The 14,560-nt window shown below is 59.2% G+C and carries 12 protein-coding genes, 1 tRNA gene and 1 riboswitch; of the genes, 6 read left to right on the plus strand and 7 right to left on the minus strand.

What is annotated here, in order from left to right; all coding sequences use genetic code 11:
* Positions 1-34: 34 nt before the first annotated feature.
* Positions 35-1,288, minus strand: a complete 1,254-nt coding sequence (gene glyA, locus DXB44_RS03570) for a serine hydroxymethyltransferase (protein WP_118657755.1) — start codon at positions 1,286-1,288, stop codon at positions 35-37.
* Between the two features lie 230 nt (positions 1,289-1,518).
* Here glyA and DXB44_RS03575 point away from each other — a divergent pair, with 230 nt between their 5' ends.
* Genes DXB44_RS03575 through DXB44_RS03585 form a run of 3 tightly spaced genes read left to right on the plus strand, consistent with a single transcriptional unit; the run spans position 1,519 to position 3,600 of the window.
* On the plus strand, positions 1,519-2,091 hold the full coding sequence (locus tag DXB44_RS03575; protein ID WP_118657756.1) for a 5-formyltetrahydrofolate cyclo-ligase: 573 nt from the start codon (positions 1,519-1,521) through the stop codon (positions 2,089-2,091).
* Positions 2,082-2,717, plus strand: a complete 636-nt coding sequence (locus DXB44_RS03580) for a cyclodeaminase/cyclohydrolase family protein (RefSeq protein WP_118657757.1) — start codon at positions 2,082-2,084, stop codon at positions 2,715-2,717. The genes DXB44_RS03575 and DXB44_RS03580 overlap by 10 nt, the downstream gene beginning before the upstream one ends.
* 22 nt (positions 2,718-2,739) lie before the next feature.
* The gene (locus DXB44_RS03585; protein ID WP_118657758.1) at positions 2,740-3,600 is read left to right on the plus strand and encodes a bifunctional 5,10-methylenetetrahydrofolate dehydrogenase/5,10-methenyltetrahydrofolate cyclohydrolase; all 861 of its coding nucleotides are present in this window, start codon (positions 2,740-2,742) and stop codon (positions 3,598-3,600) included.
* Positions 3,601-3,684: 84 nt separating this feature from the next.
* On the opposite strand, the gene DXB44_RS03590 is transcribed toward DXB44_RS03585, so the two are convergent.
* The gene (locus tag DXB44_RS03590) at positions 3,685-4,638 is read right to left on the minus strand and encodes a phospho-N-acetylmuramoyl-pentapeptide-transferase (protein ID WP_118657759.1); all 954 of its coding nucleotides are present in this window, start codon (positions 4,636-4,638) and stop codon (positions 3,685-3,687) included.
* Positions 4,639-4,803: 165 nt separating this feature from the next.
* Here DXB44_RS03590 and DXB44_RS03595 point away from each other — a divergent pair, with 165 nt between their 5' ends.
* Complete coding sequence (locus tag DXB44_RS03595; protein WP_118657760.1) at positions 4,804-6,222, plus strand: MATE family efflux transporter; 1,419 nt, start codon at positions 4,804-4,806, stop codon at positions 6,220-6,222.
* A gap of 66 nt (positions 6,223-6,288) precedes the next feature.
* On the opposite strand, the gene DXB44_RS03600 is transcribed toward DXB44_RS03595, so the two are convergent.
* Entirely contained in the window at positions 6,289-6,888 is a 600-nt protein-coding gene (locus tag DXB44_RS03600) for an ECF transporter S component (RefSeq protein WP_118657761.1), read from the minus strand.
* 141 nt (positions 6,889-7,029) lie between these two features.
* A riboswitch (FMN riboswitch) is annotated at positions 7,030-7,149 on the minus strand.
* Positions 7,150-7,311: 162 nt separating this feature from the next.
* Here DXB44_RS03600 and DXB44_RS03605 point away from each other — a divergent pair.
* Positions 7,312-8,403 carry a mechanosensitive ion channel family protein gene (locus tag DXB44_RS03605; protein ID WP_118657762.1) on the plus strand — a complete coding sequence of 364 codons (1,092 nt, stop codon included), beginning with the start codon at positions 7,312-7,314 and terminating at the stop codon, positions 8,401-8,403.
* 251 nt (positions 8,404-8,654) lie between these two features.
* On the plus strand, positions 8,655-9,812 hold the full coding sequence (locus tag DXB44_RS03610) for an MFS transporter (RefSeq protein ID WP_118657763.1): 1,158 nt from the start codon (positions 8,655-8,657) through the stop codon (positions 9,810-9,812).
* A gap of 142 nt (positions 9,813-9,954) precedes the next feature.
* Here DXB44_RS03610 and DXB44_RS03615 read toward each other — a convergent pair whose 3' ends face one another.
* The 4 genes from DXB44_RS03615 to DXB44_RS03630 all read right to left on the minus strand — a co-directional run bounded on the left by DXB44_RS03615 (position 9,955) and on the right by DXB44_RS03630 (position 13,949).
* Positions 9,955-10,893: an alpha/beta hydrolase-fold protein gene (locus tag DXB44_RS03615; protein WP_158581868.1), complete on the minus strand. Its 939-nt coding sequence runs from the start codon at positions 10,891-10,893 to the stop codon at positions 9,955-9,957.
* Positions 10,894-10,982: 89 nt separating this feature from the next.
* Complete coding sequence (gene pbp4b, locus DXB44_RS03620; RefSeq protein ID WP_118657765.1) at positions 10,983-13,079, minus strand: penicillin binding protein PBP4B; 2,097 nt, start codon at positions 13,077-13,079, stop codon at positions 10,983-10,985.
* Positions 13,080-13,379: 300 nt separating this feature from the next.
* Positions 13,380-13,757 carry a PH domain-containing protein gene (locus DXB44_RS03625; protein ID WP_055184793.1) on the minus strand — a complete coding sequence of 126 codons (378 nt, stop codon included), beginning with the start codon at positions 13,755-13,757 and terminating at the stop codon, positions 13,380-13,382.
* A 117-nt stretch (positions 13,758-13,874) separates the two neighbouring features.
* Positions 13,875-13,949, minus strand: a tRNA-Gly gene (locus DXB44_RS03630).
* Positions 13,950-14,560: the final 611 nt, after the last annotated feature.

The raw sequence follows: 14,560 nt of genomic DNA on the forward strand, positions 1-14,560 counted from the left end.
CGGCTGCGGATGCCTTGTTATTTACACGTTGCTTTTACTGGTACAGCGGGAACTCCCGGGTCAGGCGCAGAACGCGGGCGCTGATCTCGTCCTTCTTTTCCTCATAGTGCCAGATGCAGTCTGCAATGCAGTCCGCGATCACCTGCATCTCGGCTGCACCCATGCCGCGGGTGGTGACAGCCGGGGTGCCCAGACGCACGCCGGAGGTCACAAAGGGGCTGCGGGTCTCGCCGGGGACGGTGTTCTTGTTGGCGGTGATGTGCACGCTGTCCAGACGCTGCTCCAGGTCCTTGCCGGTGCACTCCTCGTCCCGCAGGTCGATGAGCATCAGGTGGTTGTCGGTGCCGCCGGATACAAGCTTTACCCCGCGCTGCTGCAAAGCCGCAGCCAGCGCCTGTGCGTTTTCCACGATCTTACGGGCATATTCCTTAAATTCCGGCTTCAGTGCCTCGCCAAAGCAGACGGCTTTTGCCGCAATGACGTGCTCCAGCGGGCCGCCCTGCGTGCCGGGGAACACGGCCGAGTTGATGCGCTTGGCAATGATGGGGTTGTTGGTCAAAATCAAGCCGCCGCGGGGTCCGCGCAGGGTCTTGTGGGTGGTGGTGGTCACCACATCGGCGTAGGGCACGGGGCTCTGGTGCTGACCGCCCGCCACCAGACCGGCAATGTGCGCCATATCCACCATCAGGTATGCGCCGTAGCCGTGGGCGATCTCGGCCAGCTTTTCAAAGTCGATGGCGCGGGGGTAGGCAGAAGCGCCCGCCACCAGCATCTTGGGGCGCACCTTGCGCACCTGCTTTTCCAGCTCGGCGTAGTCGATCACGCCGTCTGCGCCAACGCCGTAGGAGATGAAGTGGTAGTTTTTACCGGACATATTCACCGGGGAACCATGGGTCAGGTGACCGCCCTGTGAAAGGTCCATGCCCATAACGGTATCGCCCAGCTCCAGCAGGGCGAAATACACGGCAAGGTTGGCCTGTGCGCCGGAATGGGGCTGGACGTTGGCGTACTTTGCCCCGAACAACTGGCAGGCGCGCTGGATGGCAATGTTCTCCACCTCGTCCACATAGACACAGCCGCCGTAGTAGCGCTTGCCGGGCAGACCCTCGGCGTACTTATTGGTCAGCACGCTGCCCATGGCTGCCATCACGGCAGGCGAGACGATATTCTCGCTGGCGATCAGCTCAATGTTCTCGCGCTGACGGGTCAGCTCCCGCTCCATGGCTGCGCCCAGTTCCGGATCGGCTGCATTGACCATGCCAATGGTGTCCATCATATCCTTGTACATTTTACTTGCCCCTCTCCACAAAATGTTGTAGATTCACTCAGCGCAGCGCCCGCGCGGCGTTTGCTACTGTAACATAATCATAGCAGAAAGCGGCGGCGGCTTCAATCCTCTTTTCGCCAAAAGGCTTGCTTTTTTTGTCTGAAGTGTTTATTATGTTTGTATAAAAATGCGCTGTCGATTTTGTATATTTTTCAAGTTTCTTCCCCCACAGGTGAAGCGAGGTGTTTTGTATGACCATTGCCGAGGAAAAACAGGCGCAGCGTACCGCTGGCCGTGCCGCCCGCAAAGCGCTGGATGCGCCGCAGCGCGCCGCCGCCAACGCAGCGCTGTGCCGCCGGGTGCTGGAACTGGACGCCTACCGCGCCGCCCATACCCTTTTGCTCTACGCAGCCTTTGGGGGCGAAGCCGACCTTGCCGCCGTGGCTGCCGAGGCCGCACGGCAGGGCAAGACGGTGGCCTACCCGGTATGCGGCGAGGGCTTTTCCCTTACCGCAGCCGTGCCGGGCGCGGACGGCTGGGTGGTGGGACAGTACGGCATCCGCACGCCGGTGCCGGAGCGCTCTACCCTTTTGCAGCCGGAGCAGCTGGATCTGGTGCTGGTGCCCTGCACCGCCTTTGACGCAGGCTGCCGCCGGGTGGGCATGGGCAAGGGCTACTACGACCGCTACCTGCCCTGCTGCACCCGGGCGGTGAAGATCGGCATTGCATTGGAAGTTCAGCGCGTCCCCCGCGCCGCCGTGGACGCCCACGACCAGCGGCTGGACGCCTTTGTAACAGAGAGGGGTATCTACACATGGAAATAAACGATCTAAGCTGCGCACAGTTTCTGGCACAGCTTGCCAGCAAAGCGCCCACACCGGGCGGCGGCGGCACGGCCGCGCTGGTGGGCGCTGCCGGTGTGGCGCTGGGCAACATGGTGGGTTGCCTGACCACCGGCAAAAAGAAGTACGCCGCCGTGGAAGCGGACATTCAGGCACTGAACGCCCGGGCCAGTGCCCTGCGGCTGGAACTGGAAGCGCTGGTACAGGCCGATGCCGATGCCTTTGCGCCGTTGGCTGCGGCCTACGGTCTGCCCAAGGACACCCCGGAGCAGACCGCGCACAAGGCCGCTGTGCTGGAAGCCGCACTGGACGGTGCAAGCGCCGTGCCGCTGCAGATCATGGAAAAGTGCACCGAGGGCATCGCGCTGGCTGAGCAGTACGCCGCGAAGGGCAGCGTGCTGGCGGTATCGGACGCGGGGTGTGCTGCCGTGCTGTGCAAGGCCGCCCTGCAGGCCGCAAGCCTGAATGTGTTCATCAACACAAAACTGATGACAGACCGCGCCCGCGCCACCGCGCTGGACACCCGGGCAGACGCATTGCTTGCAGAGTTTGTGCCCCGGGCAGACGAAGTATTCAGCGCCGTCAGCGGGAAACTCCGCAATAAATAACATCATAAATGAGGGAAAGTATATGGCAACGATTTTAAAAGGTGCGCCGGTGGTGGCCGCCATGAACGAGCGCAACGCTTTGCTCTGCGAGCAGCTGAAAGCCAAGGGCATCACCCCCACGCTGGCCGTGGTGCGGGTGGGCGAGCGGGAGGACGACCTCTCCTACGAGCGGGGCGTAATGACCCGCTGCGGCAAGGTAGGGGTCGCTGTCAAGCAGTTCGTGCTGCCCGCCGACGCCACACAGGAGCAGCTGCTCCGTGTACTGGACGAGGTGAACACGGACGATGGTATCCACGGCTGTCTGCTATTCCGTCCCCTGCCCAAGCAGTTCGATGACCGCACCGTCCGCGCCGCCCTGCGCCCGGAAAAGGACATCGACGGCATCACGGACGCTTCGCTGGCTGGGGTGTTCACGAACACCGATTTGGGCTACGCCCCCTGCACCGCACAGGCCTGCATGGAGATTTTGAAGTATTATAACGTCCCCCTTTCCGGCAAGCGTGCCGTGGTGGTGGGACGCAGCCTTGTGGTGGGCAAGCCCGCCGCCATGATGCTGGACCGGGAAAACGCCACCGTGACCCTGTGCAACTCCCGCACCCGGAACCTGCCGGAGGTGTGCAAGCAGGCCGACATCGTGGTGGTGGCCATGGGCAAAATGGCCGCTGTGGGCGCAGACTGCCTGCGGGCAGGCCAGACGGTCGTGGACGTGGGCATCCATATAAACGAGGAGGGCAAACTCTGCGGTGACGTGCAGTTTGTCGCCGCAGAGCCGGTGGTGGACGCCATCACCCCCGTGCCCGGCGGCGTGGGCACCGTGACCACCTCGGTGCTGGTAGGGCATGTGGTGCAGGCGGCGGGGAAAAAGGCAGGGGTGGAATGCTGAGAAAATTATTTTAAGATAGAGCAAGCCCGGAAAGTCCGCAGACTTTCCGGGCTTGTATTTTTACGGGCAGAATTGTAACGGGTATCAACCCCGCACAAGGAGCAGCAGCAGGGCCGAGGCCACACACTGCAGGATGAGCCAGCGGGCTACCACCTGCTCATCGCTCCAGCCCTTGCGCTTGCGCACATGGTCGTGGAGAGGGGTCAGGGTGTTTTTCAAAATCCAGATGTGCAGAAAACGCTTCAGGCTGATCTTCAAAATGCCCAAGCTGCCGTCTGCGATGAACACAATGGCGGCAAGCAAAAAGGCAAACGGATGACCGCACTTGAGCGACAGCATGGCGATGAAAAAGCCCATGGCGCGGCTGCCGGCATCGCCCATCAGCAGGCTAGAGGGCTTGGCGTTGAGCCACAGGTAGGCCAGCAGCGCACCGATGAACACCACGCCAGCCGTAGCATACGCACCCAGTTCGGTCTTATAGGCCAGCAGGTAGGTGCCAATGGTCACCACTGCCAGACTGGCAGAAAGGCCGTCCACACCGTCGGTGCAGTTGACCACGTTGATGCTTGCCCAGATCAGGATGACGACGAGCAGCAGGTACACCGCGTAGGGCAGCGTGAAGCTCCACTGCAAGAAGTGCACCCCGCAGCCGTTGAAGTTCAGGTAGGTGACGCCCGCCAGCACCGCAATGACAAAATCAATGATGCCCTTTTTGTACTCGTTCCACGCGGTCTCGGCGGCATCGTCCAGATAGCCAGAGAGCATGGAGGCGATGAGCAGCACATTGTACACCACATACTCTGTGTTGAAGGGCAGGAACGCCAGCGACACCAGTGCGATGCACAGCACAAAGATCAGTCCGGAGCCTCGCGCCTTGCCCTTGGAAAGCTCGCCGTTCACCGCAAAGGCGCGGCCGTGGTCGTGGGGCAGTTTATCGCGGAAAATGGAATCTGTCAGGGCGGTCAGGGCAAACGCCAGCAAAAATGCCATGGCATCCACGCCCCGCTGCCCGATGACAGAGGTAAGCATTTGGATCATAAGATAACATTCCTCTTTCTTTCTGTATAGTACGTTGTGAGTGTATCACGCCCTTGCCCAAAAATCAATCCCGGCGGCAAAATTCACTTTGGATTGACTTTTCTCCCGCAGCTCTCTATAATAATGTATTAGTCTGTAATTTTTACCCACAACGCAGGAGGTTCCATGTCCATTACACTTGAGCAGCTCTCTGCCCGGATGCGGCAAGGCGAGCAGGTGCCGCTGCGCCACACCGCACAGGTGGCGCTGACGCTGAGCATCCCTTCCATTTTGCAGCAGATCGTGGTCACCGCCATGGAGTACATCGATGCAGCCATGGTGGGGCATATCGGTGCCGCCGCCACAGCTTCCATCGGCATCGTCAGCTCCAGCACATGGCTGCTGCACGGGATGCTGGCCGGGCTGTGCATGGCGTTTTCCATTCAGGTGGCACAGTATCTGGGCGCAGACCGCCAGCAGGACGCCCGGGGTGTTTTGCGGCAGTCCATGCTGTTCAATCTGGCGGTGGGTCTTGCCGCAGCGGCCTTTGGCGTGGGCATCAGCCGGTTCCTGCCCGGGTGGCTGGGCGCAGACACGGCATTGCAGGCAAACGCCTCGGCCTATTTTGCCATCTGGTCGGCTTCCCTGCCCTTCATCATGGCCATGGGCACCTACGCCGCCATGCTGCGCTCTACGGGTGATGCGCTTACCCCGGGCCTCATCAGCATCTTCACCTGCGTGCTTGACATCATCTTTAACTTTTTCCTCATCAACCCCACCCGGGAAATGACGGTGTTTGGCCAGAACCTCACGGTCTGGGGTCTGGGCTGGGGCGTACCGGGCGCGGCGCTGGGCACGGCGCTTGCCAACGCCGTGGGCGGCACGCTGGCGCTGGGCGTTCTGCTGCTGCGGGACGGCCCACTGTGCATCCGCAAGCCCGGCTCTTGGCACATTACCCGCGCCTGCCTGCACAACGTATGGAAGGTGGGCGCACCGCTGGCGGCAGAGCGCGCTGCCCTGTCCTCGGCACAGGTGCTGCTGGTGCGCATCGTGTCCGGGTTGGGCACTACCGCCATTGCCGCCAACAGTCTGGGGGTCAGCGCCGAGAGCCTGTGCTACATGGCGGGCTACGGCATTCAGGACGCTGCCCTTGCGCTGGTGGGACAGGCCGTTGGCGCGAACCGCCGGGACATGGCAAAGCGCTTTGCGTGGCTGTGCACCGCCATGGGCATGGGCATCATGGCGCTTACCGGCGTGGGGCTGTATGCGTTTGCCCCGCAGCTGATGGGCATTTTTACCGCCGATGCCGCTGTTATTGCGCTGGGTGCGCGGGTGCTGCGCATCGAAGCCTTTGCCGAACCGATGTTCGGGGCAAGCATCGTGGCCAGCGGCTCCATGCAGGGCGCGGGCGACAGCACCGGCTGCTTTGTGCTGAATCTTGTCAGCATGTGGGGCGTGCGGCTGACCTTGGCAGTCCTGCTGGCTCCTCGCTTTGGGCTGGTGGGCGTATGGGTAGCCATGTGCGCCGAGCTTTGCACCCGCGGCGCACTGTTTTTGCTGCGCATGGCACGAGGCAAATGGCTGGATAAGGGCGCGCTGGCGTAAAGTTTCTTATAAATTCAAAGAGCCGGAAAGTCCGCGGACTTTCCGGCTCTCTGTTATCTCAGCAGCTTACTTACGGCCGTGCAGGATGGGAGACAGGGGTTTATAGATCAGCAGGCACAACACGGCGTCCAGCAGACCCTTGACCAGCGTGAAGGGCATATTGAAGATCACAAGGCACTTGATTAGGCTGTCGGCAGAGGGCAGGATGGCCTGATACATGCCCAGAATGGCTTCCAGCGGCATGTGGTAGAACTTTACATAGGCCGGATAGGTGATGAAGTAGTTGGAGGGCACGCTGAACACCGCCATAACGGCTGCACCGGCAATGGCACCCAGAATGGCGGTTTTGCGGCTCTTATGGCGCTTGTAGACAAAGCCCGCCACAGCGGAGAACACCGCACCCAGCATAAAGTTGCACAGCTCGCCCACGCAGGCAGTAGAGGTGCCCTTGATGATGATGTGCAGCAGGTTCTTCATAAAGCTGATGACCACGCCGTACACCGGGCCCAGTGCAAAGGCACCCAGCAGGGCGGGCAGGTCGGAGAAGTCCATCTTGACGAAGGACGGGATGAGCATCGGCAGCGGGAACTCGATGAACATCAGGATAAAGGCGACCGCGCTAAGCATGGCGGCAACGGTCAGGTTGTGGGTGGTATTCTTTTTCATGGTAGTTGTCCTCCCCGGGGTGTACGCCCCGTTCAAATTTGTTCGGAAAGCCCTTTTCGCGCTGGATCGAACCGGAAAGACAAACCAAAAGCGCCCTGCTGCAACCAAAAAACTGCAACAGGGCGCACAGACGCAATTTGCCTGCCGTTTCTTGCATCCGGACTATACCGTTGGTCCCGGAGTTGCACCGGGTCAGCACCCTTGCGGGTGGTCGCGGACTTTACCGCCAGTGGGGAATTGCACCCCGCCCTGAAACGAACTTTCTAGCTTAGAGTATAGCGCGGTACTGCGGCGCTGTCAAGTCCCCTTTTCGAAAAGTTTGCGCATTTTTTATCAAAGTGTGTTTTCACCTTTCTTTCCTTGCCCCGGGCGGCAGAGTATGCTATCATAATATGCGTTGTGAAAAAACACAGGAGGTTTTCCATGATTTTCTCGATCCGTAACCTTGGCTTCGAGCTTGGCTCGCTGCTGCTGGAGGGCTGGGCGGCCTTTGCCGCCCGCGTGGTGTGCGCAGCGCTGCTGCTGGTGCTTGGCTGGCTGGCGCGGCAGCTGTTGTCCCGCCGGGTGTGCCCTGCCCTGCTGCGCCGCAGCTGGCGGCTGGCGGGTACGCCCATTCTGCTGCGCAGCTTTGCCGTGCCGGTGCAGCGGCTCACCCTTGCAGCGTTCATCTATGCCGCAGCTGCCAGCCTGCCGTGGGCCATTCCCGGCGTAAGTAAATTTCTGCTCACAGTCTTTGAGCTGGCCGCCACCTTTTTTGTGTGTCAGGGACTGTACGCCGCCGCCGACCTTACCGACCTTTTGCTGGCAAACTGCGGCGAGGAGGTGCGCGCCAACCGCACCCTGACCACCCTGCTGAACAAGGTGTACAAAGTTCTCATCGTGGTTCTGGGCATTATGACCATGGCGCAGGAGACCGGCCTGCCGGTGGGCAGCATCGTAGCCAGTGCAGGTCTTGTCGGTCTGACCATCTCTTTGGCTGCACAGGACAGCGCCAAAAACCTGTTCAGCGGGCTGGTCATCCTGCTGGACCGGCCCTTTTCCATCGGCGACTGGATCACCGTAGGCGATGTTTCCGGCGAAGTGGTGGACATCAACTTCCGCTCCACCAAGGTCCGCGCACTGGACAACTCGGTGTACATCCTGACCAACAGCACGGTCAGCTCTGCCACCATCAACAACGGCACTCTGCGCAACAAGCGGCTGTACCGCTTCACCCTCGGGGTCACCTACGACACCACCCGTCCCCAACTGGAACAGCTGATGACCGACCTGACCGCCATGCTCAAGGCTAGCCCCTACACCTACGAGGACTCGGTGCTGGTCAAGCTGAGCGGCTTCGGGGCTTCCAGCATCGACCTGCTGGTGTCTGCCTACCTGCGCACCGCCGACATGACCCGCTTTTTGCAGATGCAGAACGATCTGAACCTTGACCTGATGGACGTGATGCAGAAAAACGGCGTGGACTTCGCCTTCCCCTCCACCACCGTGTATCTGGAAAAGACCAGCGAAAACTAAAAGACGATCCAGAATGGCCGCCGCTTGCGCTTTGGCCATCTTCAGCGGAAGTCTATTTATACTTCATGTTTGCCGTGGCCCACAGGCCACGGCAAACGCATTTTCACGGATCAAATCAAAGAAACGCCTGTTTTGTTGTAAAAAGCAGGCGCTTTTGCCCTATGATTTCCCATCCGGTCATGTTATTCTTATAGCGCACCCGCATACACTGCGGGGCACGCCATCAAATCATCTGTGGAGGAATTCTTCCCATGACACAGCTTTTGCTGCCTATTATTTACTTGGCTTTTATCAGCCTTGGCCTGCCGGATTCCCTGCTGGGGTCTGCATGGCCCACCATGTACCCCCAGCTGGGCGTTCCCTTCTCCTACGCGGGCATCCTGTCCATGATCATCTCGCTGGGCACCATCGTTTCCAGCCTGAACAGCGACCGGCTCACCCGGGCGCTGGGCACGGGCAGAGTGACCGCCCTCAGCGTGGGCATGACCGCTGCGGCGCTGTTCGGTTTCTCGGTCTCCGGCCAGTTCTGGATGCTCTGTCTGTGGGCTGTCCCCTACGGTCTGGGTGCGGGCAGCGTGGATGCCGCCCTGAACAACTACGTTGCCCTGCATTACGAAAGCCGCCACATGAGCTGGCTGCACTGTATGTGGGGCGTGGGCACTACCATCGGCCCTGTGGTGATGGGCGCAGCGCTTTCCGGCGGGCTGAGCTGGAACAGCGGCTACCGGTACATCGCCCTGTTCCAGATCGCACTGACTGCCGTGCTTTTTTGCAGCCTGCCCCTGTGGCATAAACGCCCCGACGCCGCCCCGGACGGCACCGCGCCCAAGGCGCTGACCCTGCCGCAGGTGTTCGCGCTGCCGGGCGCGAAGGAAGTGATGCTTTGCTTCTTCTGCTACTGTGCGCTGGAGACCACCGCCGGGCTCTGGGCAAGCAGCTACCTGACCCTTGTGCGGCAGGTGCCCGCCCAGACGGCTGCCAGCTTTGCCAGCCTGTTCTATATCGGCATCACAGTGGGGCGGGGCGTCTGCGGCTTTTTGACCTTGAAACTGAGCGACGATCAGATGATCCGTCTGGGGTTTGCGGTGCTGGGCGTGGGCATTGCCGCCCTGCTGCTGCCCGGAGCGCAGGTCTTTGCTCTGGCAGGGCTTGTGCTGGTAGGGCTGGGCTGTGCGCCCATCTACCCCAGCGTCATCCACTCCACCCCGGCGCACTTCGGCGCACAGAATTCTCAGGCCGTCATCGGCATCCAGATGAGCAGTGCCTATGTGGGCAATCTTGCCATGCCGCCGCTGTTCGGTCTGCTGGCCAACAACATCACCCCGGCGCTGTTCCCCTTCTACCTGCTGGTATTTCTGGTGCTAATGGCGCTGATGCACCGGCAGCTGGTGCGCAAAACCAACTGCTGAGCTTTTACCCTTTTTCAAAACCGCCATTCTCTTTTTTCGTATACAGCAACACCAGAAAGGCCCGCGCTGTTTGGAGCAGCACGGGCCTTTCTGGTTTCTATGGACTTCCCGGGGATTGAAAGATGTGGAGAATGGCGTCTCCTTATGCCTGCAGCACTTTACCGGCGTATTTCAGCGCTTCGCGGCAGGTCTCTTTCCAGGTCGTCCAAGCGTGGATGCCGCCCTCATAGGGCACATATTCCACTTCTGCTACCTGGCTCAGTTTTTCGACAAATGCTTCCACATCAGCCGGGGGCACCACCGTGTCCTCAGTGCCATGGATGGCATAGAACTTTACCGGGCTGTTGGCAACGGTATAGGAAGCAAGGAAGGCTACCGGATGTTCTGCGTCCCAGGTTGCCTGGTCAAAGTTGTTGAACAGATGCAGCGAAGAGCAGGCATTGCCCTGACTATTGCGCCAGACTGCCGGGGACATCATCAGTGCCGCCGAGAACATCTGCGGATATTTCACTGCAAAGCGGGCTGCACCATAACCACCCATGGAAATGCCGCCGATGATGCGGCCTTCCTTGCTGGCCAACGTGTTGTAAGTTTTGTCGATAAACGGGATCAGATCATGGATGATGGCCGTTTCCATGGCAAGGCCGGGTCCATCGTAATAAAAGGAGTTGTAACCGTCAATGAACACTGCAATGCACTCGGGCAGTTCCCCGCTTCCGATCAGATCGTTGAGGATATCCGGTGTGGAGAAACGCTCAATCATATTGAGTTGATGGCCGCCTACGCCGTGCATCAGGTAAATGACCGGATAGGCCTGTGCCTTGTTGTTTTCATCGTAGCTGGCAGGCAGATAAACCGAATAGTTGCAGTCCTGCTTCAGTGTCTTGGAGTACCAGAACAGCGTTTTGCGGGTGCCCGCATAGGTAGTCTTGGGCGTTTCCTGCTTTTTGAACAGGAAATCCAAGCAGTTGGCATCCTCCTGCGGTGCAGCGGCACTGGCGGTGCACACATTAAGTGCCATCATGCCAAGACCAGCAGCACCCGCTTTCAGAAAAGTTTTACGAGAGAATTTGGTAGCCATAAAAAGTTCCTCCTTTAAATCAATCGTTTTCTTATACATCTTTCAGACAGCCTGCTTTTTGTACTGCAGTACTGTGCCGTGTTCTGTTTTCAGAACTTATTGAGCATCTTTTTCAGCTTTGCCAGTTCCTCTGCATCGCGGGTGTCATCCAGCAGGGTGAGGGCATCGTTGAAATAGTTGCGGTCCAGATAAGAGTGGGTGGCATTGGCGTGGGCAGCCATAGCCTCCAGCACGGCATAACCGGAGCGCACCAGCGGGTGGGTGGCAGGCACGCTGCCGCCCTCGGCCACCAGCGCAAACTTGCTTTCAGCCATATCCTCCAGCAGGGCGCTGTAAGCGTTGTTGGGGTCGGTGCCGTGGTTCTGCAGCCCCTGATACAGCAGCTGTGCCACAAAGCCCAGCGTAGAAGCCGTATACCAGTTGCCGTTGAACTTATTGGGGTTTGCGGCCTTATCGGTAACCGGAGAGTTGATCTTGTTGGTCAGGTACACGACCACCAGATTCTCCACAGGGTCGATCATGGTCAGCGTACCGGTCCAGCCCTGATGGCCAATGGTATTGGAGGGTGCCTGCGTACCGAAATACCAGCAGCGCTGGTTGTCACCCTCACGCCACCAGCCCAGACCCCAGTTGGCAGCGTCCTCCTTCTTGGGTGCGGTAAAGGCGTCCATCACGTTGCGGGAGAAGTAGCGGTTCTCGCCGTAGCCGCCGGTGAGCATGACCGAGGCCAGCTTTGCCAGTTCGGTGGCGTTGGAGAACAGGCCTGCGTGACCGGAGATGCCGCCCATAGCATAGTAGCACTTTTCGTCGTGCACCTGTCCCTGAATGGTGGCGGTGCGCACACCGGTAAAGGAGATGGCACCATCACGGGTGTTGCCGTTCAGCTCGGTAGCGGCGCAGTCGTTGGCGGCAAAGCCGTTCAGCAGGGGGTTATAGGTGGTATGGGTCAGCCCCATGGGGTCCCAGAAGGTCTCCTTCAGGAAAGCGTCCAAGCCCTTGCCGGTGATGGCTTCAATGGCGAAGGCCAGCAGCATATAGTCCACGTCGGAGTAAACGGTCTTGGTGCCGGGTTTATACATCAGCGGGGTCTTGAAGATGGATTTGAGGGTAGCGGCGCGGGTTGCAGCGCTGCCGTCCCAACCGGAGAAGAGCACGTTGGTAGAACCGGGGACGGTCTTTTGAGAGCACTGGTCAAAGGAATCGTTGTGGTACTGGGGGTCTGCAGGGAAGCCTGCCTGATGGCGCAGGATATCGCGCAGGGTCAGTTCTGCCTTCCACTGCTTGTTGACCTTCAGGCCCGGGTTCTCGTAGCCGTTGTAGGTAATGTCGATGGTGTCCTCCGCAAAGGCGCTGCCCAGCAGGTCTACCAGACGGCTGTCCAAATTGGCCTTGCCCTGCGTGACGAGGTACTGTAATGCGTAGTTTGCAGTGTACATCTTGGTGTTGGAGGCCAGATCGTACAGGGTATCGTTGGTCGCAGCCGGGCTGTCGGTCTTGGGGGTGCCGTCCGGATTATAGGAGTTCACCTTGCCCCATGCGTTCTGATACACCAACTTGCCGTTTTTCACAATGGCCATCTGTGCGCTGGGGAAGCCGTTGTCCACGTCTGCCTGAATGATCTGCTCCAACAGCTCCAGTGCATCGCGGTCGATGCCCACGTCCTGCAGGCTGCCCTCCTGCACGGTGGGGTAGCCCACCCGCACGGTCACCTTTTTGCCGCGGGGACGGATGCCGCCCACCTGAATGGTGTTGCGGCCGTTGATGGTCTGGCCGGAAATATCCACGTTCCACACGCCGCCTGCCGCCATGGCAGCGGTGTTGATCTGGCGGTTATTGACGAACAGGTTAAAACCGGTCACGCCCGCCTCGGGCTCCACGCACAGCGTTCCCTGCCCTGCGTAGCCCACAAAGGTGTACATGTGGTTCATGGCCAGCGTATCATCCAGACCCTTCCAGTTGGGGAACACCGGCTCGCCCTGCCAGCCGCCGCTCACGCTGCCGCGGCTGGTCACCTTGACCGAGGCCGCCTTTTTAGGGACGAGGTTCAGGGAGTTGGTATCCTCCGCTGCGGCGGCTGCGGGCTCGGCAGCAGAGGCTGCCCCGGCGGTGCACACGTTGAGCGCCATCATGCCCAGACCGGCAACGCTGCCCTTCAGGAACGTTTTACGGGAAAATTTGGTTGACATGGTAAGGTCCTCCCATTCTTTTTGCCGCAATGCGACAATATGCCTGTATTCGTGCTTTTTTGTCCCGCAGCAGCGGGACTGCCTTGTGCCCCGAATTGTACGCGAGACGAAACAAAATGTCAATCACGTTTTCATCTTGTGGCACAAAGTTTTGCGTTTCTCAGTTTTTCGCCTATTTTGGCACATTGTTTTACGTTTTGTTTCAAATTTTCATGCGTTTTGTATACAACCAGCCGCAAAAATGCGTAAAAAAAGCCGCCGCACAAACCCTTGTGCAGCGGCTTTGATTCATAATTTCTCTTACAAAATGCGGGCGCTGATGGCGTTTGCCACCTGAAACAGATCTTTCTGCCCGACAAAGCCAAACTTTGCCTCGTGGCCGTCCGCAAAGCAGACCGTCAGCTGGGACGCCTGTAATGGATCGCCAAAGCCCGCTGTCTGGATGCCGTAGTGCAGCACCTTGCGGTAGGGCAGCACAAAAAGCTGCTGCCGCGTGCCCGTAACCCCCTGCATATCCACCATGATGATGCGGTGGCTGGTGAACACCACCTGATCGCGCACCGTCTTGTAAGCGCCCACGATCTGCTCGCCCTCCAGCAGCAGGGCGTTGATATTTTTGCAGATATCCTTCTCCTGCAAGCGGATAAGATTCTCCATCGGTTTATCGCGGAATTCCATAGCAGCGTTCCTCCTTCAGCGTTTTGATGGCTCTATTGTAGCATTTCCGCCGCCGGTTGGCAAGATGGCTGCCCGGACAAAAAGAAAAGACCCGAACCGTTCAAGGTTCAGGTCTTGTGGAGCGGGTAATGGGAATCGAACCCACCTCCTCAGCTTGGAAGGCTGATATACTAGCCGATGTACTATACCCGCAATTGCAGAAAGAATTATACCATAACTTTGTGCAAATGTCCAGTATGAATTTAGGGGTTGCAAATCTGTAAACGCTTTGCAGTCTGTCCCCTGTGAGCGGGACGATTTGAAATGGTCTCCGCTGCGCTCTGACCATATTCCGCGGAAAGGTTCTTTATAATTTTACGTTTGTCGCACTCTGCGGAGTGCTCCAAACGCATTTTTCACCGGAGGGGCTGCGACCGGGAGCGGCATTTGCACATCTTGCCGTCCTCGCCCTCTCAGTCTTTGCTTCGCAAATCCAGCTCTCCCAAAGGGAGAGCCAAGAGCACTGCCGGAAGCTTTCTCATTACACCTAATGCTTTCGCAATGGGCTTTACGGCTTGGCTCCCCCCTTGGGGGAGCTGGCGCGGGAGCGCCTGAGAGGGCGTAACTGACGCGTCCGCAAACTTTGTACTTTAGCTGGAAACATCACCGCTATGCCAAGGGCTCCCTCCCCGAGAGAGCTGTCACGGTGTAAGCCGTGACTGAGGGAGTTCAGCACGGCAGATACAATCATAACCCCGCGTGAAAACGCGGGGTTTGCAGAAAGGCCCCATAGGGGCCATAATACCAGCCGCGCCTAAAGGCGC

Origin of the sequence: Faecalibacterium sp. OM04-11BH (assembly GCF_003482185.1) — a bacterium.
GTDB lineage: Bacteria > Bacillota > Clostridia > Oscillospirales > Ruminococcaceae > Faecalibacterium > Faecalibacterium tardum.